Here is a 12,120-nt window from a genome sequence, read left to right on the forward strand (position 1 = left end):
ACTTTTCGGACAGCCCCTCTTTTCGGTATGTTAATTAATCATTGATTGAAGTGGTGCTGGAATACGCCCACCACGACGAATCATTTTCTCAGAGTGGAATGGATTTACGCCCATAACTGGTGCGCGTCCTAATAAACCACCGAATTCAACCATGTCTCCTTCTTTCATACCTGGAACAGGAATGATTCGGACAGCAGTTGTTTTCTTATTAATCATACCGATCGCTGCTTCATCAGCAATGATGGCAGAAAGGGTAGAAGCTGTTGCATCTCCAGTAACGGCAATCATATCAAGACCTACAGAGCACACGCATGTCATAGCTTCAAGCTTTGGTAGGGTAAGAGAGTTATCAAGGATACCTCGAATCATTCCGTTGTCTTCACTTACTGGAATGAAAGCACCACTTAAACCGCCAACATATGAACTTGCCATCGCACCACCTTTTTTCACCGCATCATTCATTAGTGCTAATGCTGCGATTGTTCCGTGTGTCCCAACGCTCTCTAAACCGATTTCTTCAAGAATTTCAGCGACGCTGTCATTTTGTGCATTGGTTGGAGCAAGTGATAAATCCATAATTCCGAATGGTACACCAAGACGATCTGCAACCACTCTTCCAATTAACTCACCTGCACGTGTGATTTTGAAAGCTGTTTTCTTAATAACGTCCGCTACTTCACCAAGATCTGCGTCAGGATAACGTTTCAACGCGCTTAATACAACACCTGGGCCACTTACGCCGACATTGATTACTACTTCACCTTCACCAGCACCGTGGAATGCTCCTGCCATGAACGGATTGTCTTCAACAGGGTTACAGAATACCACAAGTTTAGCGCAGCCTAAGCCGTTTTTGTCACTAGTTAGTTCTGCAGCTTTCTTCATTACTTCACCCATTTGGCGCACTGCATCCATATTAATACCTGCTCTTGTGCTGCCGATTGAAACGGATGAACATACTCGCTCAGTTACACTTAATGCTTCAGGAATGGCATCAATCAATGTTTGGTCACTTTTTGAAATGCCTTTATGAACAAGGGCTGAGTAGCCACCGATAAAGTCAACGCCAAGTTGGACAGCTGCTTTATCCAATGTTTTAGCAAGTTCAACAGCTTGGTCTTTTGTAGCATGTCCAAGTATTTCAGCAATTGGAGTAATAGAAATACGTTTATTAATAATTGGAATACCCATTTCTTTTTCAACTGCTTCAGCAACTTCTTTTAAATCTTTTGCATAAGTAGTAATCTTTTCGAATACTCTTTTGTTCATTTTTTCAAAATCAGAATCGGCACAATCTTTAAGGTTAATACCCATTGTTACTGTACGGATATCTAAGTTCTCAAGCTGAACCATTCGAATGGTTTCCATCATTTCATTTAATGCGATATTCATGTTTGTCATTCCTTTCTTCACACACGATGCATAGCTTTAAAAATTTCGGCAAGTTGAATATTAATCGTTACACCTAGTGATTCACCTAATGTTGTTAATTCGTGCTGAAGACTATCTAGGTTTTCTAAATCTGCTACATCTACTAGCATCATCATTGTGAAAAAGTCATTCAAAATCGTTTGATTGATATCTAAAATGTTTACATTCTTCTCAGCAAGTATATTTGTTACTTGCGCAATAATTCCTACTCGGTCCTGTCCAATAACACTTACAATAGCTCTTCGTTGACTCATTTGTATCACCTCATATGTTGTTTGTAGGCTTATAAAAAAACACGACATTTCATGTATAACGTGCTCTAAAGCCAATAAAAAAAAGATTGGAATTTGTTCCAATCTCATTAGGCGTAGAATAACAAAATGATATTCGTTACTCTTCTGTCCTTTTGCCTGAGATTGTGAATCCTTCGGCGCTGCAAAAAACTACAGTCTCTCCAGAAGCTGCTCCTGCTATAGTTTGATCCATAGCATTCATCGCTTACTTACATATTTTTTTATAGCTATCTTAGAAAATATTCTCCTAGAATAATTTAGAATTTTATCATTGATTTTTCATAAGGTCAATTCCTAAATTTGTAATAAAAGATAAAATAGGCCTCAAAATGCATCCATTTATATAAATGTAAATAAATTTTCATGAAATATTCAAAAACAATGGTAGCAATCAATAATTTTTGCCTTTGGAAACCATACTACGTTCAGAGGTGAATAATATGTATAAATTGTTGTCACATAGTGACTTAGATGGCGTTGGATGTGGGATTTTAGCTAAACTTGCTTTTGGTAAACAAGTGAAAGTTAGATACAACTCGGTATCATCGCTTAATAGGGAGATTGAATACTTCTTCGAGCACGATAACCAGAGTACTTATTTATTTATTACAGATTTATCTCCTAATGAAGAAAATGAAAAAAAACTGAATGATTTTTATCAGTCAAAAGGGAAGCTTCAACTGATTGATCATCATAAAACGGCTTTGCATTTCAATGATTACGAGTGGGGGCATGTAATGGTAGAAGATGATGAGGGAAAGCTAACGTCTGCCACTTCATTATTGTATATGTACTTAGTTGAGCATCAACTCTTGAAAGCGACGGATGCTATTACCGAATTTGTAGAATTGGTTAGGCAGTATGATACATGGGAGTGGGAGAAAAACGATAACATAAAGGCTAAGAGACTTAACGCGCTCTTTTTCTTAGTTTCGATTGATGAGTTTGAGGAGAAAATGATTCATCGACTACAAACAAGTGATACGTTTGATTTCGATGAATTCGAGAAGAAGATTTTACACATGGAAGAAGATAAAACCGAACGATATATACGTAGGAAGAAAAGGGAGATCGTTCAAGCAGAAGTGGGTGAATATTTAGCAGGTGTAGTATATGCAGAATTGTATCATTCGGAGCTAGGAAATGAACTAGGAAAAGAATACCCACATCTGGATTTCATTGCAATTGTGAATATGGGTGGAAAAAGAATCGCATTACGCACTATTCATGATCATATTGACGTTTCTGAAATAGCTAGTCATTTCGGTGGTGGAGGGCATGAAAAAGCATCGGGTTGCTCTCTATCAAATGAAGCACATAAACACTTCGTGGAGGATACTTTCCATTTGGAGCCACTTCGAGAAGATGCGAAGCGAAATCGCTTTAACGTTAAGAAGTCTTCATTTGGTTCAATGTATAGTAATAGAAAGGATGAAATGTTTCTTATATATGCTACCAATGAAAATGAGTGGGCGATTGAAAAAAATAAAATGAAGTTAGACCAAACTTTTTCTAGTTTTGAAGAAGGTGAATTTTTTTTAAAGAGAGCGCGCACAGCATGGCTCGTAAGCGATAATCAGTTTGTAAACTATTTAATGGAAGAGGTCAAAAAAGAATGTTAAAGCTTATAAAAATACATACTATTTAATGCACGTTTTAAAGAGTTACAACATCACGTATGTGTTTTTTTGAGGTGAAAGGGATGCCAACAATCGAAATAGATGGTACGAATTTATATTATTCGGTAAAGGGTGAGGGAACACCAATTGTTTTCATTCATCCTCCATTACTTACAAGTGCAAATTTTATATATCAAGTAGAGGAATTGTCTCAGACATTTAAAGTAATTACCTTTGATATTAAAGGTCATGGGAGAAGCGGGTATTCAAAACAGACTATAACATACCCGCTTATAGTGAAAGATCTTATATACCTTCTAGACTATTTAGAAATAGAGAAAGCATTTATATGTGGCTATTCAACTGGAGGTTCAATTGTTTTGGAGTTTTTGCTGAGTAACGCAAGTAGAGCGCTAGGAGGAATCGTGATTAGTGGAATGTCAGAAGTTAACGACTTGTTTTTAAAACAAAGGATTTCTTTAGCAGGCAAACTAGCTAAATCAAAATTCATTCCTGTTTTGTCATTTGCTATTACTTGGGGGAATTCAAACACACGCCAAATTTTTAAAAAGATGTATAAAGAGTCTTCATTTGGAGATGCGAGGAATATTGAACAGTATTATCGATATAGTTTAAGCTTTAATTGTACGAAACAGCTAAATAAAATTAATTTACCCGTTTTGCTTGTCTATGGTACGAAGGATCAATCCTTTCATAAGTATGCTCATTTACTACATAAAGAGCTGCCTTTTAATGATTTAGTGTTATTAGATAAAGAAAAACACCAAATCCCTACAAAGGCAGCTTCGAAGTTAAATGAAAAAATCATTGCATTTGTTGAAACTCAAAAGTATTAAACGGTGGTGGATGGTCGAAAATCCCCACCGTTTACAGTTTCACTTTATTCGTACCCCATTTGACGATTATGCTTGTTAAACTGCCTAATAAAGCACTACCGACAATATCAAGCGGATAATGTTGCCCCATCCAGATGCGAGAGAGCCCTGTCAAAAATGCTAAAATAATCAACACACTTCCTAATACACGTTTGTAAATCATTACAGATGTGGCAGCTGCAAATGCTAAAGTAGTGTGTCTGCTTGGAAAGGAAGAACTTTGGCTTGATGGGAAAGGCGGTAATGTATTTACTATGTGATTTACAAATGGACGAGGTTTAAAATAAAACCTGTTAATACATACTTCCAGCAGCAATGTGACGCCTACTGAAATGAATGTTAATAAAACAATTCTTCTATGATTGTTTCTAATCCACATTAGTAAAAGTATAAACAGAAATAGGTATCGCATTTTTCGAGAAATTGTAATCATCATCGTATCTATAAGTCGATTTTGACCAGTAAACTGGTTGATCGCTCGAAAGATTTTATAGTCCATTTCATTGCCTCCAACTATTTTGATGCTAATAGTATGGACTAGATTGATGGGTGAATATGTATTGTAAAGCTGACGATGAGAAGTTTATGAGAGAGAAAATACATTTAGAAAAAGCGTTGAATGAAAGGAAATCATTCAACGCTTTTCGTTAGTTTCTAAACACTAACAGGATTGGATCTTAACATCTCAACAAATAATTTCATAAAGCGTAAATCTCCTGTCAGCTCCGGATGGAATGAGGTTACAAGAATATGGCCTTGTTTAGCAGCAACAATATTGCCATTATAACTTGCAAGAACTTCAACATTTGGACTAGCTGCTTCGACATATGGAGCACGAATGAAGACAGCAGGGTAGGCTTGATCCATACCGTTTACTTGTAAATCAGCCTCGAAGCTATCGATTTGACGACCAAATGCATTTCTTCTCACTTTAATATCAATTAATTGAAGATGTGCTTCTTCCGCATCAACTAATTCTTTTGCGAGAAGTACCATCCCAGCGCATGTACCGAAGATGGGTTTATCTTTACCAAATTGTTTTAATGGTTCTAGAAAACCGTATAAATCAATAAAGCGCCTCATCGTGGTGCTTTCTCCGCCAGGAAGAATTAATCCATCTATCTTATTTAGTTGCTCTGGTCGTTTTACAACAACACTTTGACACCTAGTAGCTTCAATTTGGTTAAGATGTTCTTGAATAGCTCCTTGTAGTCCAAGTACGCCAATTGTTTGCATTACCATCCACGCTCCTGCATTCTTTCAGAAGGGTTAAGAGTAGAGATGTCGATACCTTTCATAGCAGTACCAAGTTCTTTAGACAATTTACCGATTAAATCATAATCCGTGTAATATGTTGTAGCTTGAACGATTGCTGCTGCAAACTTTGCTGGGTTTTCCGATTTGAAGATACCCGATCCAACGAATACGCCGTCAGCTCCTAATTCCATCATAAGTGCAGCGTCCGCTGGAGTTGCAATACCACCTGCAGCAAAGTTAACGACTGGAAGGCCACCTTCCACTTTAATTTGTTTTAAGATGTCATAAGAAGCTCCTAATAATTTTGCTTCTGTCATTAATTCATCATCGCTCATATTCACTACTTTTCGAACTTGTGCTTTTACTTTACGCATATGACGAACAGCTTCAACGATATTACCTGTTCCTGGTTCACCTTTTGTACGAAGCATTGAAGCACCTTCACCAATACGGCGAGCAGCTTCACCTAAATCACGGCAACCGCATACAAAAGGAACTTTATAGGCACTTTTTAGGAGGTGGAATTCTTCATCTGCTGGTGTTAATACTTCACTTTCATCAATGTAATCTACACCCATTGCTTCTAGAACACGTGCTTCAACAATATGTCCGATTCGAGCTTTGGCCATAACTGGAATTGATACTGCGTTCATTACTTCTTCGACAATACGAGGGTCAGCCATACGAGCTACACCGCCCGCTGCACGAATATCTGATGGTACTCTTTCCAATGCCATTACTGCAACGGCTCCTGCTGCTTCAGCGATCTTTGCTTGCTCAGCGTTCACTACATCCATGATAACGCCGCCTTTTTGCATTTGTGCCATACCTCTTTTTACTGTTTCACTCGCTAGTGTTTTCGTCATTTTATTCCGACCTTTCTGTATTTTCATATTTCTTGTGATTTAGTATAAAAAGAGTCAGACTGTATTGAAAGAGTCAGTTTTTGGTGAAATGATGGTATCAGAAAGTGGGGAGAGGGTAAATGTATGGAAATGTTATCTTTGATTTTAATAGATCAAGCTATGTTTCGTGATGAGAATAATTATGTGAGGATATCAAATATGAATAGTTATTTGAATTTTTATATTTTTAACAAGTCAAGCTCTAAATTCATATATTCATTAGTTATACATATAGACGAACTGATGATTGAATGTCTTGATCAATGCAATATTGATAAAGTATATGCTGCTGCATCATGTGACTTTGGGAGAAGGCATATAACAAGTAATTTAATTACTTTTGTCTAGATAGAAAAAAAGGATAATATTTATTGTTCAATAAAATGTGAACAGATTGGGATGTAAAATATTATGGGGATTATATGCTAAGCTACTTTTGTTTGTCGAAGATTTAGATGCAGTAATTATCTTATTTTTTGTTGATAAATAAAAAGCAAGCAGCCATTAAAGGCTACTTGCTATTTTAAATGGTATTATTCATTAGAATGTACGAGCTAATTCTTTGGCACGTTTAATTCCGTTTTCTTTAATTTCTAGAGCTTGATGAGGTAATGCTGCATGACCTTCAACGAATAATCCTTCGAAAGATGGAACTCCGAAGAACTGCATTAATACAGTCATGTAACGATGACCCATTTCCATTTCAGTTGCTGGTCCTTCAGAATATAAACCACCACGAGCTTGGATATGAAGAGCTTTTTTGTTCGTTAATAAACCTACAGGCCCTTGTTCTGTATATTTGAATGACTTTCCTGCTACAGAAACGGCATCAAAGTATGCTTTCATTACTGGAGGGAAAGAAAGGTTCCATAAAGGTGTTACAAACACATACTTATCAGCTTCAACGAATTGATCAACTAAAGCTCCTAGTCTTGCTACTTTAGCTTGTTCAACCTCTGTTAACGTATCAAAGCCTTGTCCATTTTGAAGTTTTCCCCAACCACTAAATACATCTTGGTCTATATTAGGAATATCTTCTTTAAATAAGTCAATATGAACCACTTCATCATTTGGATTAGCTTCTTTATATGATTCAATAAACGCTTTACCTACTGCCATACCAAATGATAATGTTTCATCGTTTGGGTTTGCTGTTATGTATAATATTTTTTTCATGTTTGTCTTCTCCTTGTTGTATACTGCTATAATTTTTTTATAATAAAGAATAAATAGCTTTGAAGCAAATAAATTTAAACTGGATTTGAAAGCACGGTAAAAAAACTCTTCTTTTTCTTACACTTTCTCAAAGGTGTTTTTCCCTTTCGTTGTCAAATTAAGCGATATGGTAGTTTATTTGTTTAACTTAACAATCTATTAAAAAACATCCAATATCTTAACTAGGATTATTGGCTGTTTTTTCTTGTGTTTTAGAATAAAAAGAGTCAGACTGTATTAAAAGAGTAATTTTTTGATGAAATGATGGTATCAGAGAATGAGAGGGATGCTAAATTTATGGAAATGTTATCTTGTGATCTAAATAGAAAAAGCCACGTTCCGTTGTATGAGCAATTATATGAATATATTAAAAATGAAATTATAAAAGGTAGGCTTACATATCAAACTAAGCTGCCTTCTAAGCGTAAACTAGCTGATTTTCTACAAATTAGTCAGAATACAGTTGATACAGCATATAATCAACTTACTGCGGAAGGTTATTTAGAAGTTATTCCGAGAAGAGGTTATTTTGTTATGGCTTATGAAGATTTAGAGTATCTTCCGAAAATAGATCTTCCAAAGCAAGAAACTGAGAATAAAATCGATATTCGTTTTCATTTTCACCCCGGTCAGATTGATACCATTAGCTTTCCAATGGATATGTGGCGTAAGGTAACAAAGCAATTTCTTTCGGAAGAATATCATGAATTGTTGTTGTTAGGTAATTCTCAGGGTGAATACGAATTACGTAAAGAAATTGCAAATTATTTATACCATGCACGTGGTGTGATTTGTACACCGGAGCAAATTATTATTGGAGCAGGAGTAGAGATTTTACTTCAACAGTTATTGATTTTATTAGAAGACGATACGGTATATGGAGTTGAAGATCCTGGTTTTCACTTAATACATCGAATTTTGAAAACATATCCAAAAGAAGTTCATCCATTGGCAGTAGACGAAGACGGACTGATTATAGAAGGGCTTGAGCAATCGAACATTGATGTAGCTTATGTTACACCGTCACATCATTTCCCATATGGCACCATTCTCCCTGTTAATCGAAGAACAAAGCTATTAAATTGGGCTGCTGCTGACGAAAAACGTTACATTATTGAAGATGATTATGACAGTGAATTTCGTTATAGTGGAAAAGCTATTCCATCCTTACAAAGTATGGACCAAGGTGGCAAAGTCATCTATTTAGGTTCTTTTTCAAAGTCTTTAATGCCTTCAATCCGTATAAGTTATATGGTTTTACCAAAGCCGTTGCTGCATCGCTATCAAGCAGAGTTATCGTTTTATCATTCAACTGTTTCGCGAATGGATCAACATATTCTTGCTGAATTTATTAAGCAAGGTATGTTTGAAAAACATTTAAATCGAATGCGAAAGGTGTATCGACATAAACTTGATATCGTTGTGAGCACTTTAAAAACATATACGAACAAAATATCAATTATCGGAGGGAATTCAGGGCTACAAGTGGTTCTAGTAGTCAATAATGGAATGAGTGAAGAAGAGCTCGTTCAACGAGCGGAAGCTGCAAGAATACGAGTGCATCCGTTATCTTCTTATATGTTGGTAAAGAAGGAAAATATGAAACCAACTATTGTTCTAGGATTTGCCGGCATACCTATTGCTGAGATTGAAGAAGCAATTCGTTTACTCTTGACTAGTTGGGAAATTATTTGAGAAGGAGATCGAACACATCGGAATGGAGAAGTAAGAATCGTATCCTTTTGTCATGTAGTTCGATTTAATAAGTTTAAAGATGGAATTGTGAAGGAATTGACGTCTTATATAATATAACTTATTGAAATTCTTGATTGATCATTCATTTCGTTGGCAAGGGAAAAAACAGGATGATCATTTGAAATTTAAAAAGCAAAAATCTGTAGGGATGTTATTGGATTTCTACAGGTTTTTTACGTTTGCATGTTTAGGAACAGGGTATTAATCAAAGATTAGTAGAAATTAGCTATTTTGATGACACTGTAAGTTGAAGAATTTACTGTAGTGCTTATTTTAAAAAGGAGATGGGAGGTTCTAGTATTGAAGGAAATAATCTTAATTCTTATTTTACAGCTTATTTATGTACCTTGTTTCACTCTACGTACAATCTTTCTAGTGAAGAATTTGATTGTTCCGGCTTCTATTCTAGGATTTGTAGAAGCTTTAATTTATGTATTTGGTTTATCTATTGTTTTCAATGGCAATCAAAGTGTATGGGGATTGATAGTATATGCGATTGGCTTTGGAATTGGGATATTGATTGGAACAAAGATTGAACAAAAATTAGCAATTGGTTATACCACGTACGATGTGAATCTTCCGTCAAAAAATGAAGCTTTAATTGAGCACCTTCGTCAAAATGGTTATGGAGTAACAGTTTTCCAAGGAGAAGGTATGACAAGTATTCGCTATAAACTGGAAATATTAACGAAACGAAATTTGGAAGATCATTTAATAGATAGTATTAAGCAGTATGAGCCAAATGCTTTTGTTATTTCGTATGAACCTCGTCGATTCATTGGAGGATACATATTAAAAAACATGAAGAAACGTAAAATGAAACATTAAAGTTGATTATGTTGTATGGAGAAATGTCGATTATATGAAATTTGGGCCTTTCCAGGAAGGCTTTTTTGATTTCGTGAAAAGGCTAGTGTTATAGTTTTATTAAGTTCAATATAATACTTTATTCACTCTTTCCCATATAAAGGAACGGAGCTAAATCTTGCTGCTCATAATATTTAGTACTCGATTTTTGCTAAATGTAAATGAGTGTACTTCAGGAGGTATAAAGAAAATGGATTGTTTACAATGCAATGGAAAATATTGCATGTCTTTTGTACCTATATTTCAATGTTTAAACAGTGAAGAAATGATAGAGTTATCTGGAATTATTACGCATAAGACGTATAAAAAGGGAGAATCTATTTTTTTAGCTGGAGATATAAATAATAATTTGTTTGTTGTTCATAAAGGGAAAGTGAAGATTACCCATGTTTCTGAAGAAGGTCGTGAACAGGTCATTCGAATTATACAGGCAGGAGATTTTTTTGGTGATTTATCATTATTTAGGAATAATCCTTTAACATCGAATGCAGAAGCAATTGAGCCAACTGAATTATGTTTATTAAAAGGCTCAGCTTTTAAACAAATACTCGAAAAAACACCAAGTTTAATGTTTAATATACTCAATCAATTATGTGAGAGACTTGAAAAGGCAGAGTTTCAATTAAGTCAGTTAAATCACCAAGACGTTGCTCAAAGATTAGCAGCGTTTATTCTTCAATGTAGTGAAAATAGTGAGAATAAGGTTTTTGAGTTTCCTGTTAATAAAACAGATGTTGCCTCAATGCTAGGTGCAACAAGAGAAACAATAAGTAGAAAACTTTCATACTTCCAAAGAAAAGGATACATTATGATATCAGGTCGACAAATACAAATTTGCGATTTACAGGCACTAAAAGAGTTATTGTAACAAAAATATCCCTCTATACCGAAGTGTAGGGGGATATTTTTTATTCCGTTTCTAACACACTAATCCAACTACTTTCTTTTCTTAGCTACTACAACTAAGGCTGGTGAATCGATTGAATAATCCTTATATTCAAAGTTTCCATATGCATCAATTATTTCAAAACCACTATGCTTTAAGATTGATAATAGTTGAGTCGAAGTGATTGGATATAAGCGAATTGTATTTGTTTGAGATTCCTTATTTACCGAAAGGGTCGTTGTAAATAGTATGTGTTTTCCATCTAACGCATATTGACGTTCAAACGTAAACATTTTATTTTTTATAATTGGAAAAGTGAAATCATTCTTTAATAAAACTTTATCGAAATTTACGATTTGAATAATCAATACGCCTTCTGGATGTAATTTTTGAAAAGCTTGTTCTAAGAATGTATGAAATTCCTCTAACTTATTTAAATGTACTAACGTGTTTCCTATACAATAGATTCCATCATAAGATCCTTCAAGTTCTCCTATTTGTTGCATTGTATTGGTAGTAACAGTGATCGGATATTGACAAGATTCTGCTTTAAGCAAAATTTGTTTTGCCATATCCACCTCTGGTTCTGCTGCTGTTACATGAAAATCTTGATGCGATAGGGAAATAGCCATATTCCCTGTGCCTGCACCAATATCTAAAATAGTGCCTCCCTCTTTAAAATGAGATGTTAAAAATGATAATGTTCGCTCATTTGTAGGGAAAATATCATCATAATATGGAGTTAAAGTTTTATAAAATGGCATAATCTATCACTCTTTCGTTAAAATATATAATTTTGCTCGGTGTCCAGCTCCAGCGCCTAGTGGACTTCGCCATCCTCCCTACGATAAGTCAACTATGAAATGCGGAATCGGCCCGTTCAGCCCCGCTGTCATAAGACGAATCACACAGGAAATCCTGATTTCCGAAGTGATTTGGCTTATGACACGAGGGGCTGGCCGATGAAGCTGGACACTAAGAAATGCGGAATCGGCC

At 35.3% G+C, this 12,120-nt stretch carries 12 protein-coding genes and 1 riboswitch; of the genes, 5 read left to right on the forward strand and 7 right to left on the reverse strand.

Annotation, left to right across the window (positions count from 1 at the left end):
* Positions 1-30: 30 nt before the first annotated feature.
* Both V7014_RS22160 and V7014_RS22165 read right to left on the reverse strand, forming a co-directional pair.
* Positions 31-1,392, reverse strand: a complete 1,362-nt coding sequence (locus V7014_RS22160; protein ID WP_335510410.1) for a PFL family protein — start codon at positions 1,390-1,392, stop codon at positions 31-33.
* Between the two features lie 17 nt (positions 1,393-1,409).
* Complete coding sequence (locus V7014_RS22165; RefSeq protein ID WP_335510412.1) at positions 1,410-1,685, reverse strand: ACT domain-containing protein; 276 nt, start codon at positions 1,683-1,685, stop codon at positions 1,410-1,412.
* Positions 1,686-1,819: 134 nt separating this feature from the next.
* Positions 1,820-1,899, reverse strand: a riboswitch (glycine riboswitch).
* Between the two features lie 265 nt (positions 1,900-2,164).
* Between V7014_RS22165 and V7014_RS22170 the strand changes: the two genes are divergently transcribed.
* Positions 2,165-3,346 carry a DHH family phosphoesterase gene (locus V7014_RS22170; RefSeq protein ID WP_335510414.1) on the forward strand — a complete coding sequence of 394 codons (1,182 nt, stop codon included), beginning with the start codon at positions 2,165-2,167 and terminating at the stop codon, positions 3,344-3,346.
* 80 nt (positions 3,347-3,426) lie between these two features.
* Positions 3,427-4,200, forward strand: coding sequence for an alpha/beta fold hydrolase (locus V7014_RS22175; RefSeq protein WP_335510416.1), 774 nt, complete (start codon positions 3,427-3,429; stop codon positions 4,198-4,200).
* Positions 4,201-4,231: 31 nt separating this feature from the next.
* Here V7014_RS22175 and V7014_RS22180 read toward each other — a convergent pair whose 3' ends face one another.
* From V7014_RS22180 to V7014_RS22195, 4 genes are all read right to left on the reverse strand, one after another.
* Positions 4,232-4,738, reverse strand: coding sequence for a phosphatase PAP2 family protein (locus V7014_RS22180; RefSeq protein WP_335510418.1), 507 nt, complete (start codon positions 4,736-4,738; stop codon positions 4,232-4,234).
* A 155-nt stretch (positions 4,739-4,893) separates the two neighbouring features.
* Positions 4,894-5,475: a pyridoxal 5'-phosphate synthase glutaminase subunit PdxT gene (gene pdxT, locus V7014_RS22185; RefSeq protein WP_335510420.1), complete on the reverse strand. Its 582-nt coding sequence runs from the start codon at positions 5,473-5,475 to the stop codon at positions 4,894-4,896.
* Complete coding sequence (gene pdxS / locus V7014_RS22190; RefSeq protein WP_335510422.1) at positions 5,475-6,362, reverse strand: pyridoxal 5'-phosphate synthase lyase subunit PdxS; 888 nt, start codon at positions 6,360-6,362, stop codon at positions 5,475-5,477. Before pdxS ends, pdxT begins: the two co-directional genes overlap by 1 nt.
* A gap of 579 nt (positions 6,363-6,941) precedes the next feature.
* Positions 6,942-7,577: an FMN-dependent NADH-azoreductase gene (locus V7014_RS22195; RefSeq protein ID WP_335510424.1), complete on the reverse strand. Its 636-nt coding sequence runs from the start codon at positions 7,575-7,577 to the stop codon at positions 6,942-6,944.
* 336 nt (positions 7,578-7,913) lie between these two features.
* Between V7014_RS22195 and V7014_RS22200 the strand changes: the two genes are divergently transcribed.
* The 3 genes from V7014_RS22200 (at position 7,914) to V7014_RS22210 (ending at position 11,106) form a co-directional block, all read left to right on the forward strand.
* A complete protein-coding gene (locus tag V7014_RS22200; RefSeq protein ID WP_335510426.1) occupies positions 7,914-9,311 on the forward strand; it encodes a PLP-dependent aminotransferase family protein in 1,398 nt (465 codons plus the stop codon).
* A gap of 360 nt (positions 9,312-9,671) precedes the next feature.
* Positions 9,672-10,199: a DUF2179 domain-containing protein gene (locus tag V7014_RS22205; RefSeq protein ID WP_335510428.1), complete on the forward strand. Its 528-nt coding sequence runs from the start codon at positions 9,672-9,674 to the stop codon at positions 10,197-10,199.
* 229 nt (positions 10,200-10,428) lie between these two features.
* On the forward strand, positions 10,429-11,106 hold the full coding sequence (locus V7014_RS22210; protein WP_335510429.1) for a Crp/Fnr family transcriptional regulator: 678 nt from the start codon (positions 10,429-10,431) through the stop codon (positions 11,104-11,106).
* A 68-nt stretch (positions 11,107-11,174) separates the two neighbouring features.
* On the opposite strand, the gene V7014_RS22215 is transcribed toward V7014_RS22210, so the two are convergent.
* A complete protein-coding gene (locus V7014_RS22215; protein WP_335510431.1) occupies positions 11,175-11,888 on the reverse strand; it encodes a class I SAM-dependent methyltransferase in 714 nt (237 codons plus the stop codon).
* Between the last annotated feature and the right edge of the window lie 232 nt (positions 11,889-12,120).

Origin of the sequence: Bacillus sp. JJ722, from assembly GCF_036963345.1 — a bacterium.
Taxonomy (GTDB): Bacteria; Bacillota; Bacilli; order Bacillales; family DSM-1321; genus Bacillus_AD.

Excerpts from the sequence above, each read along its gene's own strand:
- V7014_RS22160 (WP_335510410.1), bottom strand. The coding sequence starts at position 1,392 with ATGAATATCGCATTAAATGAAATGATGGAAACCATTCGAATGGTTCAG.
- V7014_RS22215 (WP_335510431.1), bottom strand. The coding sequence starts at position 11,888 with ATGCCATTTTATAAAACTTTAACTCCATATTATGATGATATTTTCCCT.
- V7014_RS22210 (WP_335510429.1), top strand. The coding sequence starts at position 10,429 with ATGGATTGTTTACAATGCAATGGAAAATATTGCATGTCTTTTGTACCT.
- V7014_RS22170 (WP_335510414.1), top strand. The coding sequence starts at position 2,165 with ATGTATAAATTGTTGTCACATAGTGACTTAGATGGCGTTGGATGTGGG.
- V7014_RS22195 (WP_335510424.1), bottom strand. The coding sequence starts at position 7,577 with ATGAAAAAAATATTATACATAACAGCAAACCCAAACGATGAAACATTA.
- pdxT (WP_335510420.1), bottom strand. The coding sequence starts at position 5,475 with ATGCAAACAATTGGCGTACTTGGACTACAAGGAGCTATTCAAGAACAT.
- V7014_RS22175 (WP_335510416.1), top strand. The coding sequence starts at position 3,427 with ATGCCAACAATCGAAATAGATGGTACGAATTTATATTATTCGGTAAAG.
- V7014_RS22180 (WP_335510418.1), bottom strand. The coding sequence starts at position 4,738 with ATGGACTATAAAATCTTTCGAGCGATCAACCAGTTTACTGGTCAAAAT.
- V7014_RS22165 (WP_335510412.1), bottom strand. The coding sequence starts at position 1,685 with ATGAGTCAACGAAGAGCTATTGTAAGTGTTATTGGACAGGACCGAGTA.
- V7014_RS22200 (WP_335510426.1), top strand. The coding sequence starts at position 7,914 with ATGGAAATGTTATCTTGTGATCTAAATAGAAAAAGCCACGTTCCGTTG.
- pdxS (WP_335510422.1), bottom strand. The coding sequence starts at position 6,362 with ATGACGAAAACACTAGCGAGTGAAACAGTAAAAAGAGGTATGGCACAA.